Origin of the sequence: Pseudomonas sp. CVAP#3 (assembly GCF_018986375.1) — a bacterium.
Classification (GTDB): Bacteria; Pseudomonadota; Gammaproteobacteria; order Pseudomonadales; family Pseudomonadaceae; genus Aquipseudomonas; species Aquipseudomonas helvetica.
This window is the reverse complement of record NZ_JAHMSC010000001.1, coordinates 108,944-134,500: the sequence shown is the minus strand read 5'-3', so window position 1 is coordinate 134,500 and position 25,557 is coordinate 108,944. Positions and strand designations below refer to the sequence as shown.

At 59.4% G+C, this 25,557-nt stretch carries 22 protein-coding genes; 7 read left to right on the top strand and 15 right to left on the bottom strand.

What is annotated here, in order from left to right:
* The first annotated feature begins 109 nt into the window (after positions 1-109).
* The 4 genes from KRR23_RS00605 to KRR23_RS00590 all read left to right on the top strand — a co-directional run bounded on the left by KRR23_RS00605 (position 110) and on the right by KRR23_RS00590 (position 4,704).
* The gene (locus KRR23_RS00605) at positions 110-586 is read left to right on the top strand and encodes a GNAT family N-acetyltransferase (RefSeq protein ID WP_216740939.1); all 477 of its coding nucleotides are present in this window, start codon (positions 110-112) and stop codon (positions 584-586) included.
* Positions 587-600: 14 nt separating this feature from the next.
* Positions 601-1,761 carry an HEXXH motif-containing putative peptide modification protein gene (locus tag KRR23_RS00600; RefSeq protein WP_216740938.1) on the top strand — a complete coding sequence of 387 codons (1,161 nt, stop codon included), beginning with the start codon at positions 601-603 and terminating at the stop codon, positions 1,759-1,761.
* A 16-nt stretch (positions 1,762-1,777) separates the two neighbouring features.
* The gene (locus tag KRR23_RS00595; RefSeq protein ID WP_216740937.1) at positions 1,778-3,751 is read left to right on the top strand and encodes a DUF692 family multinuclear iron-containing protein; all 1,974 of its coding nucleotides are present in this window, start codon (positions 1,778-1,780) and stop codon (positions 3,749-3,751) included.
* A gap of 581 nt (positions 3,752-4,332) precedes the next feature.
* Positions 4,333-4,704 carry a DUF6124 family protein gene (locus tag KRR23_RS00590; RefSeq protein WP_216740936.1) on the top strand — a complete coding sequence of 124 codons (372 nt, stop codon included), beginning with the start codon at positions 4,333-4,335 and terminating at the stop codon, positions 4,702-4,704.
* A gap of 74 nt (positions 4,705-4,778) precedes the next feature.
* Here KRR23_RS00590 and adeC read toward each other — a convergent pair whose 3' ends face one another.
* The 3 genes from adeC to emhA are packed head-to-tail and all read right to left on the bottom strand — an operon-like array spanning position 4,779 to position 10,561.
* The gene (gene adeC, locus KRR23_RS00585) at positions 4,779-6,239 is read right to left on the bottom strand and encodes an AdeC/AdeK/OprM family multidrug efflux complex outer membrane factor (RefSeq protein ID WP_216740935.1); all 1,461 of its coding nucleotides are present in this window, start codon (positions 6,237-6,239) and stop codon (positions 4,779-4,781) included.
* Positions 6,236-9,400, bottom strand: a complete 3,165-nt coding sequence (gene emhB / locus KRR23_RS00580; RefSeq protein WP_216740934.1) for an efflux RND transporter permease subunit EmhB — start codon at positions 9,398-9,400, stop codon at positions 6,236-6,238. Before emhB ends, adeC begins: the two co-directional genes overlap by 4 nt.
* 3 nt (positions 9,401-9,403) lie before the next feature.
* Positions 9,404-10,561, bottom strand: a complete 1,158-nt coding sequence (emhA, locus tag KRR23_RS00575) for an efflux RND transporter periplasmic adaptor subunit EmhA (RefSeq protein ID WP_216740933.1) — start codon at positions 10,559-10,561, stop codon at positions 9,404-9,406.
* A gap of 266 nt (positions 10,562-10,827) precedes the next feature.
* Here emhA and emhR point away from each other — a divergent pair, with 266 nt between their 5' ends.
* Entirely contained in the window at positions 10,828-11,460 is a 633-nt protein-coding gene (emhR, locus tag KRR23_RS00570) for an efflux system transcriptional repressor EmhR (RefSeq protein ID WP_216740932.1), read from the top strand.
* 190 nt (positions 11,461-11,650) lie between these two features.
* Here the strand turns inward: emhR and KRR23_RS00565 are convergent, their stop codons facing one another.
* The 5 genes from KRR23_RS00565 to KRR23_RS00545 all read right to left on the bottom strand — a co-directional run bounded on the left by KRR23_RS00565 (position 11,651) and on the right by KRR23_RS00545 (position 15,516).
* A complete protein-coding gene (locus KRR23_RS00565) occupies positions 11,651-12,298 on the bottom strand; it encodes a hypothetical protein (RefSeq protein ID WP_216740931.1) in 648 nt (215 codons plus the stop codon).
* A 52-nt stretch (positions 12,299-12,350) separates the two neighbouring features.
* Positions 12,351-12,797, bottom strand: coding sequence for a hypothetical protein (locus tag KRR23_RS00560; RefSeq protein WP_216740930.1), 447 nt, complete (start codon positions 12,795-12,797; stop codon positions 12,351-12,353).
* Between the two features lie 140 nt (positions 12,798-12,937).
* Positions 12,938-13,987 carry an alkene reductase gene (locus KRR23_RS00555; RefSeq protein WP_103318771.1) on the bottom strand — a complete coding sequence of 350 codons (1,050 nt, stop codon included), beginning with the start codon at positions 13,985-13,987 and terminating at the stop codon, positions 12,938-12,940.
* Between the two features lie 22 nt (positions 13,988-14,009).
* Positions 14,010-15,176, bottom strand: coding sequence for an MFS transporter (locus KRR23_RS00550; RefSeq protein ID WP_216740929.1), 1,167 nt, complete (start codon positions 15,174-15,176; stop codon positions 14,010-14,012).
* Positions 15,177-15,210: 34 nt separating this feature from the next.
* Positions 15,211-15,516 (bottom strand): helix-turn-helix transcriptional regulator, encoded by a 306-nt coding sequence (locus tag KRR23_RS00545; protein ID WP_054596057.1) that lies wholly within the window; start codon positions 15,514-15,516, stop codon positions 15,211-15,213.
* A 154-nt stretch (positions 15,517-15,670) separates the two neighbouring features.
* Between KRR23_RS00545 and KRR23_RS00540 the strand changes: the two genes are divergently transcribed.
* Positions 15,671-16,264, top strand: a complete 594-nt coding sequence (locus KRR23_RS00540; protein WP_216740928.1) for an ACP phosphodiesterase — start codon at positions 15,671-15,673, stop codon at positions 16,262-16,264.
* 93 nt (positions 16,265-16,357) lie between these two features.
* Here the strand turns inward: KRR23_RS00540 and KRR23_RS00535 are convergent, their stop codons facing one another.
* Both KRR23_RS00535 and olsB read right to left on the bottom strand, forming a co-directional pair.
* Positions 16,358-17,152: a lysophospholipid acyltransferase family protein gene (locus KRR23_RS00535; RefSeq protein ID WP_054596059.1), complete on the bottom strand. Its 795-nt coding sequence runs from the start codon at positions 17,150-17,152 to the stop codon at positions 16,358-16,360.
* Complete coding sequence (gene olsB, locus KRR23_RS00530; protein ID WP_054596060.1) at positions 17,152-17,907, bottom strand: L-ornithine N(alpha)-acyltransferase; 756 nt, start codon at positions 17,905-17,907, stop codon at positions 17,152-17,154. Before olsB ends, KRR23_RS00535 begins: the two co-directional genes overlap by 1 nt.
* 141 nt (positions 17,908-18,048) lie before the next feature.
* On the opposite strand from olsB, the gene KRR23_RS00525 reads away from it, so the two are divergent.
* Positions 18,049-18,936: an acyl-CoA dehydrogenase family protein gene (locus tag KRR23_RS00525; RefSeq protein WP_216740927.1), complete on the top strand. Its 888-nt coding sequence runs from the start codon at positions 18,049-18,051 to the stop codon at positions 18,934-18,936.
* A gap of 316 nt (positions 18,937-19,252) precedes the next feature.
* Here the strand turns inward: KRR23_RS00525 and KRR23_RS00520 are convergent, their stop codons facing one another.
* The 5 genes from KRR23_RS00520 to KRR23_RS00500 form a co-directional block, all read right to left on the bottom strand.
* Complete coding sequence (locus tag KRR23_RS00520; protein WP_216740926.1) at positions 19,253-20,368, bottom strand: polyamine ABC transporter substrate-binding protein; 1,116 nt, start codon at positions 20,366-20,368, stop codon at positions 19,253-19,255.
* Between the two features lie 12 nt (positions 20,369-20,380).
* On the bottom strand, positions 20,381-21,412 hold the full coding sequence (locus KRR23_RS00515) for a histone deacetylase family protein (RefSeq protein WP_216740925.1): 1,032 nt from the start codon (positions 21,410-21,412) through the stop codon (positions 20,381-20,383).
* 276 nt (positions 21,413-21,688) lie between these two features.
* On the bottom strand, positions 21,689-22,681 hold the full coding sequence (locus KRR23_RS00510) for an AraC family transcriptional regulator (RefSeq protein ID WP_216740924.1): 993 nt from the start codon (positions 22,679-22,681) through the stop codon (positions 21,689-21,691).
* A 191-nt stretch (positions 22,682-22,872) separates the two neighbouring features.
* The gene (locus tag KRR23_RS00505) at positions 22,873-23,877 is read right to left on the bottom strand and encodes an asparaginase (protein ID WP_216740923.1); all 1,005 of its coding nucleotides are present in this window, start codon (positions 23,875-23,877) and stop codon (positions 22,873-22,875) included.
* A gap of 97 nt (positions 23,878-23,974) precedes the next feature.
* A complete protein-coding gene (locus KRR23_RS00500; RefSeq protein ID WP_216740922.1) occupies positions 23,975-25,426 on the bottom strand; it encodes a sodium:alanine symporter family protein in 1,452 nt (483 codons plus the stop codon).
* Between the last annotated feature and the right edge of the window lie 131 nt (positions 25,427-25,557).

The following is a 25,557-nucleotide window of genomic DNA, read 5'->3' as shown; positions in this document are numbered from 1 at the left end:
CGGTGATGCCATTTGGCGTACCCCGAAAGGTGGGTCTTTCACGCAGGTACGCCGAATGGCTTTATGAAATGTCATGAGGCACAGCGGTCGAGCGCGGAGTGAATGACTCATGTCTGTCACCTTAACTCCAATGGATAACGCGGACTTTGTTGTTTTCGCCGAAAGAGCCGTTGCTGAATATGGCAACGGGATGGTCGTCGCGGGTGAGTGGGCCCATGAGGAGGCCTCGCAAAGGGCACGTAGTGTCTTCGAGCAATTGTTGCCGCAAGGGCGACTGACCGAAAAAAACCAACTCTGGGTGATCAAGGATCAAGGGTGTCGCATTGGCGAGTTGTGGGTCGCTGAGCGACACAGTGGTGCCGGCAAGATTGCCTTCATTCTGGATATTTACATTGACCCTGGAGAGCGCCGCCAGGGTTATGCGAAACAATCGCTGTTGGCCCTCGAGTCATGGGCACGCCAGGCGGGATGCGAAGAAGTGCGACTGCATGTCTTTGGTCGCAACGATGCGGCGCGTCGTCTTTATGAACAATCAGGGTATGGCATCGCCAGTCTGACGATGGCGAAGCCGTTGCCGCCTACCTAAGGGAAGGTTGAAAAATGGAAATCGGGAACAGTGGTCTGCGTGAGCTATCCGATGACGAGTTGTTTCAGGGCACGACATTCCTGCCGGACACGGAGCCTTCACGGTTTGACGTATTGCTGGAGCGTGTCAGTCGAAATCGCTACACAAGTTTTGTTGCGCTGTACACCGAACTTTTTCAACTGTTTCCCAATGCTCCGCAGTTGGCGGAGTTTTTCGAGCAGGCATTCAATCTTATCGTGCCACCGACCCGCGAGCAGCGCGTGATTATTAATGATCCGGTGTTTCAAGTATGGAGTGTATTGACTGCTCATTATGCCAACCTGGTCATCACGAAAAAGGCGGCGAATACCGAAGCGTTAGAGCAAATGTTGATCGAGTTCCCACTGATGCTGGCGCGGGTGAAAAGAAACGACAGTGTTCACATGAATGATTATTGCCCACCGGTGTATCGTTTTAATGTTGATCCGTTGGTGACGAGAGTCGCGCCGCCTAGTTATGAATTTCCGGAAGATGAAGCGACCCGCAAACAATTGGAGCGTCATGGTCATTCCGTGAGTTTCTTTTGCGATGTGGTGAATATTGCGCTGTTGCGGATAGAGCACACGTGGCCCGCGTGTCGCGAACAGTTTAGAAAATTGGTCAAGTCCATCTGTTATTTACCCGATGGCTCATTTCGAAGCTGCTCGGCTTCGCGCTTCACCGGGATCATCCTCATCTCGAACCGGGATGATTCGATTCTCGACCTGGAGGAGTCGCTGGTGCATGAGGCCACTCATCAGTTGCTCTACAACATTGTCGAAGTGTGCCCGGTCGTCAGGGATGAGACCTCGCGGGAGGCATTGTTCACCTTGCCGTGGTCGGGGCAGAAGCGTGACCTCTATGGCTATTTCCATGCGTTTTTCGTGTACGTCGCGTTGGTCAAATACCTGGAGCGAGTTCGTTCGCGCTCGTCCCATGAACTGCAGCGGGCACAAAAACGCCTGGTGTTCATCCTGCAAGGCTTGATCAAGGCGTTACCGGATTTCGAAGCGTGCGCGGATTTCACCCCTCAAGGCCGCCAACTGCTGGAAAACCTGATCAAAGAAGTCAGAGCGCTGGAAACTCAACACGCCGCGTTGTTGGCGATATCGGGCGCTGCGGCGGGGTCTAAACGCATGCTGGGCCTGACCGGTTGACGCCAGGGAGGCGGACATGGCGATGTTTGATGCTTCGCAATTTCCCGAGGCCGGCGTCGGGCTGGAATACCATTTGCCACGGCACACGCCTCAGGATGAGTTAGCGGAGGAGGGGCTCGACCCGACCGTCGAACGGATTCTCGCCGAGGGCTTGCCGCACTTCGATTACGTCGAGTTTCAACCGACGCACTGCATTCTGGAACCGCGTCTGCTTGAGCTCGGTGCGCAAGTACCGAGCTTGCTGCATTCTTCCAGCTTGTCCCTGGGCAGCGTGGGCATCGCGATGGACCGCGAGTTTCTGCAAATGACTCGGCGGCTGTGCGAGAAAACCCGCTCGCCCTGGTTGGCCGAGCATATTTCCTGGTCGCGGTTTCACGGAGGCGACACTCAGCATTTCATTTTGCCGACCCTGGCCCAAGAGGTAGCTGACACGGTGGTGGCCAACGCCATTGAATTGCGTGACCTCACGGCAACGCTGCTGGTACTGGAAAACGCGCCACGGTTGTTTTCGTTGCACGATGCACAAGAACAATCCGAAGGCGCGTTCATCTCCAGGGTGGTGGAGCGCAGTGGCTCGGGCTTTCTGCTGGACCTCGACAGCGCGATCGCGACCGCCAGAACCCTGGGTTATGACCTGAACAACTATTTGCGTTCGTTGCCGCTGGACCGGCTGATTGAAATACATACCGGCCATCCGCGGCGGGATTGGGACATCTTGCGTCATTTGTTTGATTCATCGCCGGTGAAAGCGATCACCCTTGAGTGGGATATTTCCCGCAAAACCGATGATGCAGAACTGTTGACGTTGATCACGGCCATCAAGTCCCTTCGGCCCAAAGCCTTGTTCTGGCAGGGGTGTGCCCGGCAGGCGCCGCAAACGCAACTCGAGCAAGGTGCGCAAACTCTGTTGAAACTCAGGGAGAGCACCTGGCTCAGCGTCGGCTCGGCGTCGTTTTTTATCCGCGATCGGCAGTGCGACCTGAGTCTGGAATTCGGTGTGATGTTTCTGCCGTTGCTGCGCCACTTCCTGACTCCCCAGACACTGGGCAGTGCCTTGTTGCTGCCGGGTGTTTTGCAGAGTCCCGAGCAGGACGACAACCTGGCGTTCCTGCGGGAACTGATCAGCCTGGGTGTCCTGCAGCCTGTCGATACATCATCTGACACTGGCGCTTCCATTGAGCGCAGCCATCCGGCCAGCCTTTGGGCCCATTGGGACGCGGCGCTGGAGTTTTACCTGAGCACCCGCACCGGGTCGCACACGCCCTACATCAGCGTCAGCGATCTGGAAACGCAGCTTGAGCAAAAGGCCTCGGCGCGACGTCAGCCGTCGGCGTTCAAGGATTATTTCTCCCATCCTTTCGTTGCCTTGGAAAACCCGTTGCTGGTGCCTTCCTGCACAATCGCCCAATCGACATTGCTCGACTCACTGTGCGAGCGCCGCACGTCGCGAACCTTCAGCGACCAGCCGCTGAGCGCGCAGCAATTGTCCCTGTTGCTCTACTACACGTGGGGCGCGACGGTCATGGAGCAGAACCGCATGGGGGATTATTTCCTGAAGAAAACCTCACCGGCCGGCGGTTCGCTGCAGGGCACCGAGGTCTATGCGGTGCTGATGAATGTGCAAGGGTTTGAACGCGGTCTTTACCACTATTCGGTTCGCCGCCACGGGCTTGAGCTGCTGTCACGGGAAGACCCGCGAGTCTGGATCAGCGAAGCCTGTGGCGAACAGCCGTGGATCAAGGATGCAGCGGCAGTGTTTGTGTCCACGGCGCGGGTCGAGCGGATGGCCTGGAAGTACGAGTTCAGCCGGGCACTGCGGGTAGCGCTGTTGGATGCCGGGCATTTGAGTCAGACCTTTTCACTGGTGGCTACCGCCCTTGGGCTGGGCTGTTTCACCACCGCGGCATTACGCGATGAACTGTTCGAAAACCGGTTGGGACTCAACTATCTGGAGGAACCGGTGTTTCTGGTTAATGGGGTTGGAGGGTGAGGCGTTCTGTCATTTGAAATTGGCTCCCCCCTAAAAACCGGTGATGAAGGCAAATGCATCCGTAGCAGCTGCCGAGCCCGCGAGGCTGCGTTAGAGGCGGGCCGCGTTCGGACGCAGTCCTCGCAAATCCTGTATACGCGGTACGTCTGAAAAAACGTGTTGCCTGATTTTACGACCGCTCCGTCCGGATGCGGCCCAGACCGAACGCAGCCTCGCAGGCTCGGCGGCTGCTACGACGGGTGTTTAAGCTTGCCTACGCTGTGCCCATCAGAGGCTACAGCGCCTTGCATCACGGCCTACACCTGCGCCAGAATCCGCCGGCTTGTGCGCCTTGGCCGTCGCCTCTATTGTTTCCGTGTCACTGATTATCAGTGATCGGGTTTAGTCGCTCGCGGTTCTCCAAGGCGCATCACGCAACAATCAGTCAGGTATTTCCTATCCCTGCACTTGATGGTGGCTGTGCGCAGGGCGCTTCGGCGCGCCGGATTTCCTTGGGTCCCCGGTCGACTAACCTGCGTACAGCCGCCACCCTTTGTTTAGTCGCGAAGTGGTGGCAGCTCCAACCTTAAGGACCCAATACCATGTTCAAAGCCACTCCAAATCCGCCCGAAACCGATCCGGTTTCCCCCTACGCCTCCCTCGACTCAAAAGAACTCCACGCCGCCGCACACCGTGCGCTCGATCATTACCTGGTGCTGCCCGAAACCAAGCAATTGTTAGCCGACCGACGCCCCGGCTGCATTTTCGTGATTGCCCCTGACGTCGACAGCGAAACCCTGCTGGCCCACACCTGCGAGACCCTCGCCTCGGCCAATGTCATGGCCAGCGATCTGGCGTTCGACCTCGAAGGCCCCAAACGCAATACCGCACTGGCGATTCAACAGATGATTTCCCTGGCCGAGTTGGCAGTGAATCGAGCGCTGGATCACCTCGATCCACCTGAACCGACGTAGGAGCAGGCACCTTCGCGGGACACAGCCCCAACAAAAAGCCCACCAAATGGTGGGCTTCGTTTTTGCGGGTGTTATCAGAACATCTTCAGCTTCGGTGCTTCTTCTTTCACCGGCTCGTTCTTCGCGGTTTGCGCGTTCCAGCCACCACCGAGAGCCTTGTACAGGTTCACTTCGCTGATCAGTTGCGACAGGCGGTCGGTGATCAACGATTGCTGCGCAGTGAACAACTGACGCTGGGCGTCGAGGAAGGTCAGGTTGCTGTCGACACCGATGCGGTAGCGACGCTCGGCCAGGCGGTAGTAGTTCTGGTTGGCGGCCACCAGATCACGCTGGGCCTGCAACTGTTCGTTGAAGGTCAGGCGTGCGGCGAGTCCGTCGGAGACTTCCTGGAAGGCGGTCTGAATCGACTTCTCGTACTGCGCGATCGTGATGTCTTTCTGGATTTTCGAGTAATCCAGGCTGGCGCTCAGGCTACCGGCATTGAAGATCGGCAGGTTGATTTGTGGCTGGAACAGCCAGGTCCCCGATCCACCCTTGAACAGACCGGAGAGGTCCGGGCTCAGGGTGCCGGCATTGGCGGTCAGGCTGATGCTCGGGAAGAACGCTGCGCGCGCCGCGCCGATGTTGGCGTTGGCAGCCTTGAGCTTGTGTTCGGCTTCAAGGATGTCCGGGCGACGTTGCAGCAGGTCGGACGGCAAACCGGCCGGTACTTCGCTGAGCAGGTCATCGGACAACGGCTGGCCCGCGGCCAGGTTGGCCGGTACACCGGTGCCCAACAGCAGCGCCAGGCTGTTTTCGTCCTGGGCAACCAGGCGAGTGAATTTCGCCTGTTGGACCCGGGCAGTTTCCACGGCCGTACGCGACTGGCTCAGGTCCAGCGCCGACGCCACGCCGACTTCGTTGCTGCGGGCGGTGAGCCGGTAGCTTTCTTCGAAGGTGGCGAGGGTGTCCTGGGACAGTTTCAGCTGTTCCTTGTCGGCCTGCCAGGTCAGGTAGGCGTTGGCCACGCTGGCTACCAGGCTGATCTGGGTACTGCGGCGTGCCTCTTCAGTGGCGAAGTAGTTTTGCAGCGCTTGTTCGTTCAGGCTACGAACCCGACCGAACAGGTCGAGCTCATAGGCGCTGATGCCCACGGTGGCCGAGTAGCTGGCACTGATGCCCTCTTTACCGGTCTGCGAGGCACGCGCCGGAATCCGCTGACGGCTGCCGGTGCCGGTCGCCGAGACGGCCGGGAACAGGTCGGCGCGCGAAATGCGGTATTGGGCCGCAAAGGCGTCGATGTTCAGCGCCGCGACACGCAGGTCGCGGTTGTTTTCCAGCGCGGTCTGGATCAGTTGCTGCAGCGCCGGGTCACGGAAAAACTGCTTCCAGCCTTGTTCGGCGGCGGCCTGATTTGCGGCCTGGGCCGGCGAATACGCCGGACCTTCTGGGTATTGCGACGCAATCGGTGCGGCAGGCTGCTGATAATCCGGTATCAGCGAGCAGCCACCGAGCACGAACGCGGCGATGGCTAGGGAGAGTAGCGACTTGCTCATTGGCCAGCCTCTTTAGGAGTTTCAATAGCGTCGTCCTGGTCTGCAGTCTTGCGTTGACCCATCGACGACACGGTGACAAAGAACAGCGGGACCCAGAAGATCGCCAGTACGGTGGCCGTCAGCATACCGCCGATAACCCCGGTACCGATCGCATGCTGGCTACCCGAGCCTGCGCCGGTGGAAATGGCCAGCGGTACCACACCGAGGACGAACGCCAGCGAGGTCATGATGATCGGTCGCAAACGCATCCGGCACGCTTCGATGGCTGCGTCAGTCAGGCTGCGCCCTTGTTCATGCAGTTCCTTGGCAAATTCGACAATCAGAATGGCGTTTTTCGCCGCCAGACCGATGGTTGTCAACAGGCCCACCTGGAAATACACGTCGTTGGACAGACCGCGCAGGCTGGTGGCGAGCAGGGCACCGATGATCCCCAGCGGTACAACCAGCATCACCGCAATCGGAATCGACCAGCTTTCGTACAGCGCCGCCAGACAGAGGAAGACCATCAGCAACGACAAAGCGTACAGCGCCGGAGCTTGCGAGCCGGACAGACGTTCCTCATACGACAGGCCGGTCCAGGAAATACCCACGCCTGCCGGCAGTTTCTGGGCCAGGGCTTCGACTTCGGCCATGGCCTCACCGGTGCTGTAGCCAGGTGCCGGGGAACCGAGGATTTCCACCGCTTCTACGCCGTTGTAACGCGCCAGCTTCGGCGAGCCGTAGATCCACTCGCCCTTGGCGAACGCCGAGAACGGAACCATGGCGCCCTGGCTGTTGCGTACGTACCATTTCTTCAGGTCTTCAGGGCTCATGCGAGCACCCGGCTGGCCTTGTACGTAAACCTTTTTCACTCGACCACGGTCGATGAAGTCGTTGACGTAGCTACTGCCCAGCGCGATTGACAGCGTGTTGTTGATGTCGGTCATCGTGATGCCCAAGGCACTGGCCTTTTCATCGTCGATTTCCAGCTGGTATTGCGGTTCGTCGTTCAGACCGTTCGGACGGACCTGCGACAGCACCTTGCTCTGCGCCGCCATACCGAGGAACTGGTTACGGGCAGCCATCAACTTGTCGTGACCGATGCCGGCGCGATCCTGCAGGAACACGTCGAAACCGGTGGCGTTACCCAACTCCAGTACCGCCGGTGGCGCGAACGCGAACACCATGGCATCACGGAAGGTGAAGAAGTGCTGTTGGGCACGGGCCGCAACCTTGAACACGCTGTTGTCGGCGTTCCGCTCGGCCCATGGCCTGAGCATGATGAACGCCATGCCCGAACTCTGGCCACGGCCGGCGAAGTTGAAGCCGGTCACGGTAAACACCGAGTTCACCGCATCGCCTTCACCACCGTCCTTGCCAGGACGCAGCAGGAATTCACGCATCTCGTCCACGACCACTTGGGTGCGCTGGGAGGTAGAGCCGGCCGGGGTCTGGACTTGGGCAAAGAGTACACCCTGGTCTTCTTCCGGCAGGAACGCCGTTGGAATGCGGGTGAACAGCCAGATCATGCCGACGACGATGATGATGTAGGCCAGCAGGTATGGCGCCTTGTGCTTGAGCATGTTGCCGACACCGCGCTCGTAGCTTCTTACGCTACGGTCGAAGTTACGGTTGAACCAGCCGAAGAAGCCGCGTTTCGGAGTGCCGTGCTCGCCTTTCGGAATCGCCTTGAGCATGGTGGCGCAGAGCGCCGGGGTGAAGATCAGGGCAACCAATACCGAAAGGGCCATGGCCGAAACGATGGTGATCGAGAACTGCTTGTAGATCACCCCGGTCGAACCGCTGAAGAACGCCATCGGCAGCAGTACTGCCGACAGCACCAGTGCGATACCGACCAGCGCGCCCTGGATCTGGCCCATGGATTTCTTGGTGGCTTCCTTGGGTGAGAGTCCTTCTTCGCTCATCACCCGTTCGACGTTTTCCACCACGACGATGGCGTCGTCCACCAACAAGCCGATGGCGAGCACCATACCGAACATGGTCAGGGTGTTGATGCTGAAGCCGAACGCCGCGAGGATCCCGAAGGTACCCAGCAGCACCACCGGTACGGTCATGGTGGTGATGACCGTGGCGCGGAAGTTTTGCAGGAACAGGAACATCACCAGGAACACCAGCACGATCGCTTCGACCAGGGTTTCAACCACACCCTTGATCGACTCGGTCACCACCGGAGTGGTGTCGTACGGGAACACCACTTCCATCCCTTCAGGGAAGAATGGCTTGAGGTTGTCGATGGTCTTGCGCAGGGCCTTGGCGGTGTCGAGGGCGTTGGCGCCGTTGGCCAGCTTCACTGCCAGACCGGACGCCGGGCTGCCGTTGAACTGGGCGCTGATGCTGTAGTTCTCGCCACCGAGGCCGACATCGGCAACGTCAGACAGGCGAACCTGCGAGCCGTCCTTGTTGACCCGCAGCAGGATCTCCTTGAACTGCTCGGCCGTCTGCAAGCGGGTCTTGCCGATGATTGTGGCGTTCAGTTGCTGGCCGGGCAGGGCGGGCAGGCCGCCGAGTTGACCGGAGGAAACCTGGACGTTCTGCGCGGCGATAGCGGTTTTGACATCGACCGGGGTCAGGTTGAAGTTGTTCAACTTGGCCGGGTCGAGCCAGATACGCATGGCGTACTGGGCACCGAACACCTGGAAGTCACCGACACCGGCTGTCCGCGAGATCGGGTCCTGCATGTTGGAAACGATGTAGTTGGACAGGTCGTCCTTGGTCATGCTGCCGTCGCGCGAGACCACGCCGATGACCATCAGGAAGTTTTTCACTGCCTTGGTCACGCGGATACCCTGTTGCTGCACTTCTTGTGGCAGCAGCGGGGTGGCCAGGTTCAGTTTGTTCTGGACCTGAACCTGCGCGGTATCGGAGTTGGTGCCCTGCTCGAAGGTCGCGGTAATGGTCATGCTGCCGTCGGAGTTACTTTCCGAGGACACATAACGCAGGTTATCGATACCGTTGAGCTGCTGCTCGATCACCTGCACCACGGTGTCCTGCACGGTTTGTGCAGAAGCACCCGGGTAGGTGACGGAAATGGCGATCGCCGGCGGGGCGATGCTCGGGTACTGGTTGATCGGCAACTTGAGGATCGATAAAGCCCCGACCAACATGATCACCAGGGCAATCACCCAGGCGAAAATCGGACGGTCGATAAAAAATTTCGACATGGTTTACTCCCCTTTACCGCCAGCGGCAGTGTTAGCTGCCTGTGCGGGGGCTGGGTTCTTTGCGCCTACGTTAGTTGCTTCAGTGGCCTTGACTTCGACACCAGGTCTGACGAATTGCAGTCCTTCGGTGATCAGCCGATCGCCGGCCTTGAGGCCATCTTCAATCAGCCATTGGCTGCCAACCGTGCGGCTGGCCTTGAGCTGACGCAGCTCGACCTTGTTGTCCGGTCCTACCACCAGAGCGGTTGGGGTCCCCTTGAGGTCGCGGGTCACGCCCTGTTGCGGCGCGAGAATCGCGGCGGCGTTCACCCCGGCTTGCAGCTGGGCGTGAACGAACATGCCCGGCAACAAGGTGTGATCAGGGTTGGGGAACACTGCACGTAAGGTCACGGAACCGGTGGTCTGGTCAACCGACACTTCGGAGAACTCGAGCTTGCCCTGTTGCTTGTACTGGCTGCCGTCTTCGAGGGTCAGCTTGACCATGGCGGCATTCTCGCCGGCCTTTTGCAGGCGACCGCTTTCCAGTTCGCGGCGCAGCTCCAGCAGTTCGACCGAAGACTGGGTAACGTCGACGTAGATCGGGTCCAGTTGCTGAATCACGGCCATGGCGTCGGCCTGGCCATTGTTGACCAGCGCGCCTTCGGTGACCGAAGAGCGGCCGATGCGACCGGAAATCGGTGCGTAAACCTTGGTGTAGCGCACATTGATCTCTGCGCTTTTCAGGGCGGCTTCCGATTGCAGGCGGTTGGCCACGGCGGTGTCGTATTCCTGACGGCTTACGGCTTGCTCATTGACCAATTGCTTGTAGCGATCGGAAATCGACTTGGTCGATTGCAGGTTGGCTTGTGCGCTGTTCAGGGTGGCCTGATAGACCGAAGGATCGATCTGGTAAAGCTGCTGGCCTTCCTTCACTTCGCCGCCTTCCTTGAACAGGCGCTTGAGAATGATGCCATTGACCTGTGGTCGAACTTCCGCGATGCGGTAGGCCGTTGTGCGGCCCGGCAGCTCGGATGTCAGGGTAAAGGCTTGAGGTTGAAGGGTTACGACGCCGACCTGAGGGGTTGGAGCGGCAGGGGCCGCTTCTTCCTTTTTACATCCGCTGAGCAGCGATGCCAGGGCGACGGCAGTAACCAGAGCGGTAACAGCTGGCTTGAATTGCATGAAGATCCTCGGGTCAGGCGCGCAACATGCGCACAAGAAAAGTGTAAAGGTAAAAAAATTATGCCGGGTGGATAAGTAGCTTGCTAAGGAATATACTTACGTTCATGGTTGTTTGCAAATAGCCTGGCTCGGTACCCACCCGGTTACAAAAGTCGATGCAAGGTGAGAATTGTAGGCTGGGGACGAGACCTCAGAGAGCTCGCCCCACATTTGTTCAGACGGTGTACAGACATCGCTGAAGCATTCCTGATTGAGGTTTTACTGCCATGGTCCGTCGCACCAAAGAGGAAGCTCAAGAAACCCGCAGCCAGATACTCGAAGCGGCAGAAAAGGCCTTTTACGAAAGGGGCGTGGCGCGCACGACACTGGCGGACATCGCGACCCTGGCCGGTGTTACGCGTGGGGCCATCTACTGGCATTTCAGCAACAAGGCTGATCTGGTTCAGGCGATGCTCGACAGCTTGCATGAACCGCTGGATGAAATGGCCAGGGCGAGCGAAAGTGAAGAAGAAGAGGATCCGCTGGGATGCATGCGCAAACTGCTGATTCATTTGTTTCATCAAGTTGCCCTGGACCCGAAGACTCGACGCATCAATGAGATTCTGTTCCACAAGTGCGAATTCACTGATGAAATGTGTGACCTGCGCCAGCAGCGCCGGGAGGTCAGCCTCGATTGCAATGTGCGCATCGGCCTGGCCCTGAGTAATGCGGTGAATCGGGGGCAGATGCCGGAAAACCTCGACACCGCCCGGGCGGCGATCAGCATGCATGCCTACATCAATGGCATCCTGTATCAGTGGCTGCTCGCTCCTGACAGTTTTCAACTGCACTCCGAAGCCGAGCGTTGGGTCGATACAGGGTTGGATATGCTGCGCTTGAGCCCCAGCCTGCGCAAATGAAACAAGATGCGTAATTGGATCCGTTTCTGTCAATAGACGCGGGCGAAGATCAACTCTTCGCCCGCGTTGTCGTAATGGGTGCTTTTATATACGGACGCGCTTCGGGATGACAGGTAGCAAGCTACGTATTTTGTAGGAGTTTTGTGTCGTAGATGTGAAAAAGTGAGAGCAATCCGGAAGGGGCATTGCTTCAGCCCAGCCTGATTTCCACCTCGAAATTGAAAGGCTCACTCTCTCCCATGCTCGTGATTTGGGTTGAGCAATTGATGTTGGATGAGCCAATGGAGGTGACGGTGTTTTTTACCCTTGCCCTGTGTGTTGGCGACAGAACGCCGAAGGACGTATTCATTATCATGCCGAGATCAAAACGTACCCCGACGTTCTGATCGATAAAATCCACGAACTGATTGAACATGATTTTATTTTTTGGCCAAGGATAGGCGTATGTATAGGCGAAATCGGATTTGAATGCTGTCTTGCCGTAGGCGGGGAGCAGGAATGACTCACGCTCTGATTTGCCCAGTGGCAAGCTGGTCTGTGCAATGTTAAACGTGTGAGGGGAGTTGTTGATGAGTTTGACTATCACACGAGTGGTTTTCGAACTTTTGTTTTGATTTTGCCACTGTTCGATTTTTTTGTTCAGGGCGTGCTCCGAATTAATTTGATCTAACAGGCTGATCAATTCAATCTTGGCGATCCCAATCAACTTATCCAGTGCTTGCTGATTTTCCTCGCTGAATAGAAACGGCGTTAGCTTGTAAAGCATTCCAATGGAGGTGTAGTTGAAAAACGAGAGCAGGTCTTCGTAGTTGTTGCTGGTGTCTTTGATGTCGTTCATGTCGATTCCTTTCGATTAAGTAAGTGGTTTCAGGGTCTTGTCGGACCACGGTTCAGCGCTCCATGATGACGGCGAGCACATCGTAGTTGTAGGGGAAGCTGTCGCTTTTAGCTTCAAGAAAGGACTGACTGTAGATCGGTACCTCCCCAACGGACAGCGCGTGGTGTTCCCAAAATAACTCAACTTTCGGTGGCCGATGATTCAGGCGTTTTCGATAAGTGTATTCAAAGGCTGTTTTGATATGTACGGTTTGACGGTAATTGGTGTAAATGGCTTGAGTGCTAAAAATGGTTTTTCTAATGTTGTAGTCGATATTAATGCTTTGCGGCAGCTGTGGATTGCCTTTCAAAGTAATTAGTTGAGTGCTGAGTGGCATGATTTTGGAGGGGGATTCTGGCGGAGTATCAATCAGGACGACGTCGTCCCGCCAGAATATCGAATCTGTGAGGTTGCTGAGTGTCAGTGTGAACGTGAGGTTGTTGTGTGGTGGTGCGTCCATGCTGGGTCACTTGTTGGTTGTGTTGGTGGTTCAAAGTAACCCCGCTGTAAGTGTTGGTGCAATGCAGATGTTGTTTCATTAGTTGAACGTCTACCCATAAAGCCCGGGTACTTCTACCCGGACTTTTTTATGAATGGAACTTACAACGTTGGATAGTCGATGTAACCGACCGGTCCCTTGCCGTAGAACAGCTCTGGACGCGGTTCGTTCAATGGCGCATCGGCTTTCAGGCGTGCCGGCAGGTCCGGGTTGGCAATGAACGGCACGCCGAAGGCGACTGCATCGGCCTTGCCGCTGGAGAGCCAGGCGTTGGCGCTGTCCTTGGTGAAACGTTCGTTGGCGATGTACGGGCCGCCGAAGGCTTCTTTCAACTGTGGGCCGAGGCTGTCGCCGGCTTCTTTCTCGCGGGAGCAAATGAACGCGATGCCGCGTTTACCCAGTTCGCGAGCGACGTAGGTGAAGGTTTCGGACAGGTTGTCGTCGCCCATGTCGTGGGAGTCGGCGCGGGGTGCCAGGTGCACACCGACGCGACCTGCGCCCCAGACTTCGATGGCGGCGTCGGTCACTTCCAGCAACAGGCGAGCACGGTTCTCCAGGGAACCTCCGTAATTGTCGGTGCGCTGGTTGGTGCTGCTTTGCAGGAACTGGTCGAGCAGATAACCGTTGGCGCCGTGGATTTCCACGCCGTCGAAACCGGCAGCTTTGGCGTTTTCCGCACCGACGCGGTAAGCGTCGATGATGTCGGCGATTTCAGCGGTTTCCAGTGCGCGTGGCGTTGGGTAGTCGGCCAGTGGGCGAACCAGGCTGACATGACCTTTAGGCTGGATGGCGCTCGGTGCAACCGGTGCTTCGCCGTTCAGATAGGACGGGTGGGAAACCCGGCCCACATGCCACAGTTGCAGGAAGATCTTGCCGCCGGCGCCGTGGACCGCTTTGGTCACGTTGCTCCAGCCGCGCACCTGGTCGTTGGACCAGATGCCCGGGGTGTCCGGGTAGCCGACGCCCATCGGCGTGACCGACGTGGCCTCGCTGAGGATCAGGCCGGCGGACGCGCGCTGCACGTAGTATTCAGCCATCAGTGCGTTCGGTACGCGGCCTTCGTCGGCGCGGCAGCGGGTTAGTGGCGCCATGATGATGCGGTTTGCCAGTTGCAGGTCGCCAAGCTTGATCGGATCGAAAATAGTCGTCATTTAATACAACCCTTGTGAGGTATCAGTTAGTAGCAGGGGCCAGTTCGGGATTACCGCTCTGACGGAAAGTAATCAGGGTCACCAGTAGCGCGAGGATCGCCAGCGCAGCGGCCGCGAGGGGCACGCTGGTCAGGCCGAAACCGTGGGCGATGACGCTGCCGCCAACCCAGGCACCGAGTGCGTTGCCGACATTGAAAGCGCCGATGTTCAGGGTCGACACCAGGTTCGGTGCCGCCTTGCCGAAGGTCACTACGTTCACTTGCAGGGCGGGGACGGCGGCAAAGCACGCGGTGGCCCAGAGGAACAGAGTGATTTCAGTCGGGATCACTGCAACGCTGGTCCAGGTCAGCACGGTGGAGACCACCGCCATGCTGATGAACACGCCAATCAGCGTCGCCGCCATGCCTTTGTCAGCCAGTTTGCCGCCGATGATGTTGCCGACTGTCAGGCCCAGGCCGATGAGCATCAGGGTCCAGGTCACGCCGCGTGGCGAGACACCGGTGATTTCGCCCAACAGCGGTGCGACATAGGTAAACAAGGTGAAGACCGATGCGGCGAACAGTGCGGTCATGCTCAGCGACAGCCAGATCCCGGCGCCTTTGAGGGCGTTCAGCTCGGCACGCATGTCGAGTTTTTCTTCGTCACGTTTGGCCGGCAGGAAACGGATCAGGCCGATCAGCGCAATCACGCCGATCACGGTCACCGCCCAGAAGGTCGAACGCCAGCCGGCTTCCTGACCCAACGCAGTGCCCAGCGGTACGCCCAGCACGTTGGCCAGGGTCAGGCCGGTGAACATCAGCGCGACAGCCGAAGCACGCTTGTTGGCAGGCACCAGACCTGCGGCCACCACTGAGCCGATACCAAAGAACGCGCCATGGCACAGGGCGGTGACGACACGGGCGAACATCAGCACCTGGTAATCACTGGCCAGGGCGCAGAGCAGATTGCCGACGATGAAAATGCCCATCAACGCGACCAGCGCAGCCTTGCGTGGCAGTCTGGCGGTGGCCAATGCCATGAACGGCGCACCGATGGCCACGCCCAGGGCGTAGCCGGTCACCAGCCACCCGGCGCCAGGGATCGACACACCAAGGTCGGCCGCCACATCGGGCAGCAAGCCCATGATGACGAACTCGGTGGTGCCGATGGCGAAGGCGCTGAGGGCCAGAATGAGTAGCGAGAGGGGCATTGTTGATTCCTTATCGGCGTACTGACGTAAAGGGTCAGAGCTCTTTGCTGAAGGTGCGGAGGAATTCCTGAATGGTTTCCTCGTTGCGTTTGAAAAAATGCCATTGGCCGACTTTACGGCTGCTGATCAGGCCGGCGCGTTGCAGGGTCGCCAGATGGGCGGAAACGGTGGACTGCGACAAACCGCAACGTTGATCGATCTGCCCGGCGCAGACGCCGTGCTCGTTGCTGTGGGATTGGTCGGGAAATTCGACGGTCGGGTCTTTGAGCCAGTGCAGGATTTCTCGCCGTACCGGGTGCGCCAGGGCTTTTATTATTTCGTCGAGGTCAATGGTGGACATGGCAGTGCTCGGGTTGGGTAAAACGTTATATCGCGATGAGGCGAACTTTAAATCGGTATTTCGCGATATACCAATATGATTTTGATCTGATGACAGCCTAAATCGGTATATCGGGTTATAACGATATTGAGGGCGCAGTGCTAAGCTACGCGGCATGAACTATCTCGCACATCTTCATCTCGGTGGCCAGCGCCCCGGTCAAATGCTCGGCAGTTTGTATGGCGATTTCGTCAAGGGTCGGCTGCAAGGGCAGTTCAATCCGGAGATCGAAGCGGCCATTCAGCTGCATCGCAGCATCGACGTGTTTACCGACCGCCATCCGTTGGTCGACCTGGCGTTGTCGCGATTTACGCTGACGCGACGGCGGTATGCCGGCATCGTGCTCGATGTGTTTTTCGACCATTGCCTGGCGCGGGACTGGAGGCTTTACGCGGACCAGCCGCTGGAGCAGTTCACTTCGGATGTGTATCGGGTGCTGGCTGCCGAACCGCAGTTGCCAGGGCGACTCGCGCAGATTGCCCCGCACATGGAGGCGAATGACTGGCTTGGTTCTTATCGGGAGTTTGCGGTGCTGGACCAAGTGCTGCGGGGGATTTCACGGCGCCTGTCGCGGCCTGAAGAACTGGCTGCGGCGATGGAGGAATTGCGGCGGCTGTATGAGCCGTTGAGCGAGGACTTTCGGTTGTTCTATCCGCAGCTTCAGGATTTTGCACAAGACCATCTGGAGCGCCTGAATCCCTATCCGTAGGAGCAAAGCTTGCTCGCGATGAACGATGACGCGGTCATCAGATAGACCGAGGTGACGCCAACGCGAGCAAGCTTTGCTCCTACAGGATCGGGGTCATGCGGCAATCAGTTCGCCAGCGCGCCGTGGTTCCGCAGGTTTTGCCACGTCGCCAAACAACGCCTTCTGCACCGCTTGTTGCGCCGCAAACGCCAGCGCCGCGCGTTCCTGACCGTGGCAGGCAATCGGTTTGAGCAGATGGATCTCGACGTCGCCCTGATCGTTGGCGAACAAGCGCATCAGGTGCGAGAGCAAGTCGTCATCACCAATGAACGGGGCGAGCGGGTCGATCTGGCCGTCGCGCAGATAACGAACGGCCACCGGTTGCAGCGCCACGTCCGCGTCGATGGCCGCGGACAGCAAGCGACCATGAAAGGTGCGCAACGAACGGCCATCGGTGGTGGTGCCTTCCGGGAACATCAGCAACGGATGGGCTTGCTCCAGGTGGCGGCTCATCTGCTTGCGGATCAGTTGGCTGTCACCCGAACCTCGACGAATGAACAGGCTGCCAGCCTTGGCTGCGAGCCAGCCGGCGACCGGCCAGGTACGCACTTCGGCCTTGGACAGGAAGGACAAGGGCGTGAGCATGCCTAGCAGCGGGATGTCGGTCCAGGACACATGGTTACTGACCCAAAGCATCGGCTTTTGCGGCAGTTCACCGTGGACCGTTACGCGAAAGGGCAGGGCGTTGCTCAGCCGGGTCATGAAAAAACGCGACCAGCGTTGGCGCCGCACCATCGAGTTGGCAACCCCCATGCGCTCGAACAGCCCGAACACGCTGGCCATGCTCAAGCCCAGCGCGACCACCAGCAGCACTCGCGCGATCCGCGCGTACACCCGCAGCCGGCTCATCAGACTGCCGCCTTGAAGTGTTTGGCGTAGCGCGGGCACAGTTCGTCACGCTTGAGCAGGATGAACACGTCGGCCACCTGGAAGTCTTCGTCCCAGCACGGCTCGCCACAGATCTTCGCGCCCAGGCGCATGTAGGCCTTGAGCAGTGGCGGCATTTCCGCGATCACATTGGATGGAATGTCGAGGGCCGGCAGCGGTTTCTTCGGTTCGGCGCGCAGGTGTTCGGTGCACAGATAGCGTTCACGCAAGCGCTGCATGATCGCCTGGGCTTGAATGCCGCCGTCCTGCATCGGAATGCTCGCACAGCCCATCAGGTAGCTGTAGCCGCCCTGATTCAGCACTTCGGCCAACTCGCCCCAGAGTACGGCGATGGTGCCGCCGTTACGGTAGGCCGGGTCGACGCAGGTGCGACCGATTTCCAGGATCGGCCCTTGCAGATGCACCAGGCCGTGCAGGCTGAACTCTTCTTCGCTGTAAAAACGCCCCAGGCTGCTGGCGGCCTGATGGTCGAGCAAACGCGTGGTTGCTACCAGGCGTCCGCTATTCAAATCACGCACGCCAATGTGGGCGCAGTGAACATCATAGTCATCCATGTCCAGACCCAACTCTGCGCCTTTGAGCTTGGCGTTGAACTCGCCACTGAAAACGTTGAAGCGCAGGGCCTGGGCTTCCTGCAACGCCTCGGCGCCGATCAGGCGTTCGGCTTGCAGGCGGCGTTCATTGCCGGTGTCGCTGATGCGGGCGATCTGAGTCATTGCGAATCTCCGTACGGGCTGCTCACCCGTCTTGGGTTGCAGTCGATCGACTTTGTTGTGCAAAGTCAGGCTATGTAGCCCCGGTGTCATCGCCATGAAGCTTTGGTGATGCTTGTGTGACAGCCCCCTGAGGACCCGTTTATGCCTTGGCAAGCCTTGTTGAACTGTAACCAGCGCCAGCCCGAAAACCCCGACCTGGCAGAGGGGTATGCGACGTTGCTGCATGTATTGGGCGCGGTGACGCCGTTCGAATTGGCGGTGTGCGGCGGACGGATGATGGCAACGCCGGGGTTGGCTTTTCTGGTGGGGTACCAGGCGGCGCTGCGCATGTTGTGGCCCAGCGCACCGCCGAGCCTGGGGGCATTGTGTGCGACCGAACAGCGCAGCCTGCGCCCGGCTGACCTGCAAACCCGGCTCAAGGATTTGCGTTTGAGCGGGCGCAAGGATTTCGTGACCGCGGGTGATGCGGCGGATTGGCTGTTGATCGCCGCACGCAGCGAAGAGCTGGGCGAGTCAGCGCGTTTGAGTCTGGCGGTGGTGTATCCCGGTGAACCCGGTGTACAGGTTGAAAAGCTGCCGGCCATTGCCTTGATGCCGGACATCAGTCACGGCCGGCTGTTTCTCGACAACGCGCTGTGTGAACTGCTCGCTGGAGATGGCTGGGATGCGTACGTCAAACCGTTCCGCACCCTGGAAGACATCTATGTACTCAGCGCCATGAGTGCCTGGCTGTACGGTGTCGGTCAGGACAGCGCCTGGCCGCAAGACCTTCAATTGAAGTTGCTGGCACTGTTGGCCGGGTGTGCGGAAGTCAGTCGCCAACCACCGAACAGCAGTGTTGGGCATGTGTTGCTGGGCGGGTTGTTTGCGCAGTTCGATGGGCTCAAGCCAGCGCTCAATGAAGCCTTTGCCGCCGGATCGCCACACTGGGCGGCGTTGTGGACGCGCGATCAGGCGGTGCTGGAGCTGGCGGCGGGGGCTCGGGCCAAGCGGCTGGCCAAGGCGTTGGCGGGATCTTCGCTGAACTGAAGGGCCTCTTCGCGAGCAAGCGAACGTCGCCCGGCCCTTCCCACATTGGATTGATGTCGTGTCGCAGTTTTGTGATCTACACAAGCCCCTGTGGGAGCGCAATGCTGTTCACTTAAGCCGATGTTTCAGGCACATCCGCAGTTGTGGCGAGGGAGCTTGCTCCCGCTGGGGCGCGAAGCGGCCCTGAATTGGGCCTGCTACGCAGTCCAGCGGGAGCAAGCTCCCTCGCCACAGATACTTCTCAGGCCTCCAGACTTCCTTAAGTGAACAGCATTGCGCTTCGGTGCGGGTCTTCGGTTTCAGTGGGGCGAGCGTTTCAGGTGCCCGATTTGATCTTGGTCCAGGCCCGGGTCCGCGCCCGTTCCGCGTCGCGCGGCAGCGGTTGCAGGGTGTAGAGCGTGCTCATGGCCGCTTCGGTCGGGTACAGGTTCGGGTTGGTGCGGATCGCCGGGTCGACCATTTCCGTGGCGTCCTTGTTCGGGTTCGGGTAACCGACAAAGTCGCTGACCGGCGCAATGACTTTCGGTTGCAACAGGTAGTTCATGAAGGTGTAGGCGTCTTCCGGATCTTTCGCCCCTTTCGGGATCGCGAGCATGTCGAACCAGATCGGCGCGCCTTCTTTCGGCAGACGCATGTCGACGATCACTCCGTTCTTGGCTTCCTTGGCGCGGTTGGCGGCCTGGGAGAAGCTGCCGGAGTAACCGACGGCGACACAGATATCACCGTTGGCGATGTCGGCCATGTACTTGGACGAGTGGAAGTAGGTGATGTACGGGCGAATCTTCATCAGCAACGCTTCAGCCTTGTCGTAGTCCGCAGGCTTTTTGCTGTTCGGGTCCAGGCCCAGGTGCTGCAGGGCCAGCGGCAGGATCTCCGACGGCGAGTCGAGCAGGGCCACGCCGCACTGCTTGAGTTTGCTGATGTTCTCTTCCTTGAATATCAGGTCCCAGCTGTCCACCGGTGCGCTGGTACCCAGCGCGGCCTTGACCTTGTCCGGGTTGAAACCGATCAGGATGGTGCCGTACATGTACGGCACGGCAAATTTGTTGCCCGGGTCGTTGGCTTCGATCAGCTTCATCAGCTTGGGATCGAGGTGGTTCCAGTTCGGCAGTTTGCTGCGGTCCAGCGGCTGGAACACCCCGGCTTCGATCTGCTTGGCGAGGAATACGTTGGACGGCACCACCACGTCGTAACCGGAGTTACCGGTGAGCAGTTTGGCTTCCAGCGCTTCGTTGGTGTCGAAAATGTCGTAGACCAGTTTGACCTTGGTGTTCTCGGCCTTGAAGTCTTCCAGGGCTTTGGGGGTGATGTAGTCGAACCAGTTGTAGACCCGCAAGGTGCGCTCTTCGGCGTGTACGGCACCGCTGAGGACCGTGGCGCAGAGCACTGTGGTGAAGAGTGCTGGCGCGATAAAACGCTTGAGTCGGTTCATTGTTCTAATTCCTCATTGGGCGCTTTTGAAACCTTCGAGAACGTTCACGGCATTGATGCCGATTTCTTCCACCGCGTAGCCGCCTTCCATCACGAACAGGGTCGGCTTGCCGAGGGCACCGATGCGTTCGCCCATCGCCAGGTAATCCGGACTGTCGAGCTTGAACTGGGAGATCGGATCGTCCTTGAAGGTGTCCACGCCCAGGGACACGACCACGATGTCGGCGCCGTAGTTTTCGATCTCTTTGCAGGCCTGTTCCAGTGCCGCGCTCCAGGTGTCCCAGCCGGAACCTGCGGGCAGCGGGTAGTTGAAGTTGAAACCTTCACCCGCACCTTCGCCGCGTTCGTCTTCGTAACCGAGGAAGAACGGAAATTCGGCTTCCGGGTGGCCGTGGATCGAGGCGAACAGCACATCGCTGCGCTGATAGAAAATCGATTGGGTGCCGTTGCCGTGGTGGTAGTCGACGTCGAGGATCGCGACTTTCCGGTGACCCTGATCAAGGAATGCCTGGGCGGCGATGGCGGCGTTGTTGAGGTAGCAATAACCGCCCATCAAGTCGCTGGCGGCGTGATGTCCCGGTGGACGGCACAGGGCAAACGCACTGCGCGCACCGCGTTGGATCGCAGCCTGGGCGGTCAGCGCGACTTGCGCCGCGCTATAGGCGGCTTGCCAGGTGCCGGCGGTGATCGGTGCACCACCGTCGAAGCTGTAATAGCCGAGTTGGCCATGCAGGCTTTTCGGGATGACCGTGCGCAGGGTGCGCGCCGGCCAGGTGTACGGCAGCAAGTCGCCGTCGCGTTCAAACTCGGTCCAGCGCTGCCATGCGCCTTTGAAGAAGGTCAGATACTCGTCGCTGTGGATGCGCAGGATCGGCCCCAGACCAAAATCCTGCGGCGCTTCCACCGGCCCCAGGCTGCGGGATTGAACGCGTGCCAGAACGTGGTCGGCCCGCGAGGGCATTTCGAAGCAGGGCATCAGTTGCCCGTCCATCAATTCGCAGCGTCCGTGGTGCAGGTGGTGATCGTCCGAGTAGATCGTCAGCATTTTCTTGTTCTCCGCAGGCTGATTCGGTTGAACACAGTCTTGCGGCGTGCGGCGATTCAGAGAACGGCAGGAAAGGCCAAAAGGGGATCAATATGGCCAAAAGATTTGACCGAAATTCGCCCCTTTGTGGCGAGGGAGCTTGCTCCCGCTGGTCTGCGCAGCAGACCCGAACGGAACACTGCGTTCTCCAGTTAAATAACGGTTGCCGGATTTACGACTGCTGCGCCCGAGCGCGGACCGGCCGGCGGGAGCAAGCTCCCTCGCCACAGGAGAGCGTCAAGGCCTGAACTGGCTGGGCGCGACACCACTCCAGCGCACAAAGGCATGGCGGAAACTCGCGGTTTCGCTGAAGCCCAGCGCCTCGGCGATGCGGTAAATCGGCAGTTGGTCTTCGTACAGCATCTGCTTGGCGCGCTCAAAGCGCAGTTCGTCGAGCAATTCCTGATAGCTGCACCCCAGATCCTTCAGGTGCCGACGCAGAGTTCGCGCCGAGCAGTTCATCTGCTCGGCCAACCCTTCAAGGCCTGGCGCGGCGTCGAGTTGGGCAGTGAGCAGTTGGCGGATCCGCCCCAGCCACGCCTGGCGTCCGGTGAATTCGGTGTTCTGCTTGCGACAGCGTTCGGCCATGGCCTGATGGGTGATGCTGTCGGCCAGCGGCAAGGGCTGGTCTAGCCAGTGTTTGTCGAAGGCGAAGGCGTTATCGGTGCTGTCAAAGCGCAGGGGGCAATCAAAGTGCGTCGCGTAGCTGGCCCGATAATCCGGTGCCGAATGTTCGAAACGAGCACCCAGCAGCGGCAGGGGATGACCGAGCAGGTCGTCGCAGATGACTTTCAGCGAGACCAGGCAGAACTCGGCGTTGAACACTGCCAGCGCCGGACTTTCCCGGTAATCGGCGGCGGCGAACCAGATGCGCTCGCCATCGTCCTCAAGGCTTAGCTCGAAAAGTGTTCCCAACAGCGCCGGATAGCGCAGTGCCAGGCGCAAGGCGTCACCGAAGGTGGCACTGGTGAGCAGGGCATAACCGAGTATGCCGTAGGACGAAACGTGCATCCGTCGGCCCAGTTCCAGGCCGATGTCACGCTTGAGCGCGACTGCGTTGGCGCAGACCTGCATTTCCTGATTGGTGGTGATTCGCGTGTCCGCCCGGCTCAGATCCGCGGCGCTGATGCCGCTGCCGGCCAGCAGCGCCTCACTTGAAAGCCCATCGGCCTTGAAGGCGTTGAGCACCAGGGAAACGGCGTTGAGGGTGGTGAGGTGGGAGTGGAGCATGGGCGATTCCGGCGTGGGAGTGCCGGAAAGGGGAGCAAGTTGTATGCCCAATGACGACCCTGTAAAGATCGTTCCCACGCGCAGCAAAGGAATGCAGCCCGTGACGCTCCGCGTCACTGGACGCAGAGCGTCCCTTGAGGCATTCCCACGTAGAGCGTGGGAACGATCAAGCGACAGGGTTTTGTGTGGTGTCAGCTAAGTTCGCCGCAAAGGTCGAGTTCTACAAGCCGTCGAACCTCTGCCGTGTCCAGATCTGCACCCAACAGCGCATGCAATTTGCCAAACGCGGCTTCACGGGTCATGCCGCCGCCGGACAACGCGCCCACGCCACGCAAGCGACTGCCGGCCTCGTAGACATCCAGCTCAACCCCGCCTTCATGGCACTGGGTGATCGCGACCACCACGACCCCCTGATCCCGCGCACGCGCAAGGCTGGCGAGAAACTCGGGGTTATCACTCGGCCCGGTGCCGCTGCCGAAGCATTCCAGCACCAGACCCTGAATGCCGCTGTTCAGCACGCCATCGAGCTGCTGCGCGCCGATTCCTGGAAACAGTGGCAGCACGCCGACCTTGGCCAGTTGCTTGCTCTGACGGTACTCGAGCGCTGTCGGCAGGGCAGGCGTTTTGACGCCGCCGCCCTGGCGTTGCAGGCGAGCAAACGGGTGCCGACCGAAGCTGCGAATCTTCGCGCAACGGGTCGGGTCCAGCAGCTCGCCGTGGAAGTACAACTGCACGCCCGGCGCCAGGCCTTGGCCGAGGGCGACCAGCGCACCGCCGAGGTTTTCCCAGGCATCGCTGTCAGGCACGCCGGCCGGCAGCATGGAACCGGTAAACAGCACCCGTGCATGCAGGCCGAGCAATTGAAAACTCATGGCGGCGGCGCTGTAGGCGAGGGTGTCGGTGCCGTGCAGGATCAGCACGCTGTCGCAGCCGTCGACGTCGACCGCTTCGATGACCGCGTCGCGCAGGCGCTGCCAGTAGGCCGGGGTCATGTTGGCGCTGTCGATCAGCGGGGTCATCTCGCGAAAGCGCCAGTTCGGCACCACCAGGTCAGGCTGGCTATGCAGGTAGTCGCGCATCCGGGCTTCGAAACCGGACGCCGGGGCCAGGCCGTTGGCGCTGGCTTGCATGCCAATGGTGCCACCGGTGTAGAGCACCATGACGTGCTGCGCAGCAGGATAAGTTGCGGGAATCATGTGGGGTCTCCTGAACGATGACAGCGTACGACCGAGCATGACGCCGGTCGCACGCTGTGTCACGTCGGGCGCAGGGGATGCGCCCGGTTTTAACCGATCAGCGTTGCGCTGAGGTCACGCCTTGCGGCTCGGCTTCGGCTTTCGGAGCAGCGGCTGGCGGGTTGGCTGGCCAGGCTTTGAGGTCCAGGTCCAGGTCCGGGAATTTGCTGGAGTCAAACACTGGCGTCTTGATCCCGGCGCGGCGTTGAGCGTCGTAGTCATTCAGGATGCGCATGCCAACGTTGAACAGCAGGAACAAGGCGATCAGGTTCACGAACGCGAGCATTGTCATGGTGATGTCGGCGAAGGCGAACACGGTGCTCAGGTTTTCGATGGCGCCCCAGAAGATCAACGCCAGTACCATTGCGCGGTAGCCGATCAGCACCTTGCGGTTTTCACCGATCAGGAAGCGCAGGTTGCTCTCGCCCAGGTAGTAGTTGTAGAGGATCGAGGTGAACACGAACAACGCCAGCGCGACGCTGATGAACATCCGGCCCCAATCACCGACTACGGCGGCCAGGGAGTTCTGGGTCAGGGCAATGCCGTCGCCTTCGAAGCCTGGTGTGTAGAAGCCCGACAGCAAGATCAGCAATGCAGTGCAGGTGCAGATCACGAAGGTGTCGAGGAACACGCTGAACGCCTGAACCACGCCTTGTGCGACCGGGTGCTCGACCGAAGCCACGGCTGCGACGTTAGGCGCACTGCCCAGGCCGGCTTCGTTGGCGAACACGCCGCGCTTCACGCCCATGACGATGGCGCTGCCGATCAGACCGCCGAAGGCCTGGTCCAGACCGAATGCGCTCTTGACGATGGTCACCAGCATGCCCGGCACGTGGTCGAATTGCAGCACGATCACGTAGATGGTCACGCCGATGTAGACCAGGGTCTTCACCGGTACCAGCAGGTCGGCCACTTTGGCGATCCGCTTGATCCCGCCGATAAACACCAGGCCCAACAGCACCGCCAGGCCCAGGCCGGTGTAGGTGGTGTTCAGGCCGAAGGCGTTATTGAGCGAGTGGGTCACGGCATGGGATTGCAGGCCGTTGAAGGCGAACCCGAAGGTCACCAGCAACAGGAATGCCATGATCATGCCCAACCAGCGCTTCTGCAGGCCGTGCTGGATGTAGTAGGACGGGCCGCCACGGTACTGACCTTCGGAGTCGCAGCGCTTATAGAGCTGGCCGAGGGAGCATTCGAAGAAGCTGCTGGACATGCCGACCAGTGCGGTCACCCACATCCAGAACACTGCGCCCGGGCCACCGAGGGTCACGGCAATGCCGACACCCGCGATATTGCCTGCGCCGACGCGGCCGGCGAGGCTGAGCATCAGGGCCTGGAACGAGCTGAGTTGCTCGCTGCTGCTACGCAGGCTGTCCTTGAAGACCGAGAACATGTGTAGGAAGTGACGCAATTGGACGAAACGCGAGCGGATCGTGAAGTAGCTACCGAGCCCGACAATGAGCACGATCAGTACTTTCCCTGAGAGGAAGTCGTTGATGACTTCGAGCATGGAGTATTCCTCGCTGTTTTTTGTGTAGGCGATTGTTGGCGGTCGAAACATCGCGTTACACCGGTCTGTGCACGGCACAACGGATGGGGCGATGTTCGTTCCGGATCCATATCGCGGGTTTGTTATTAGTT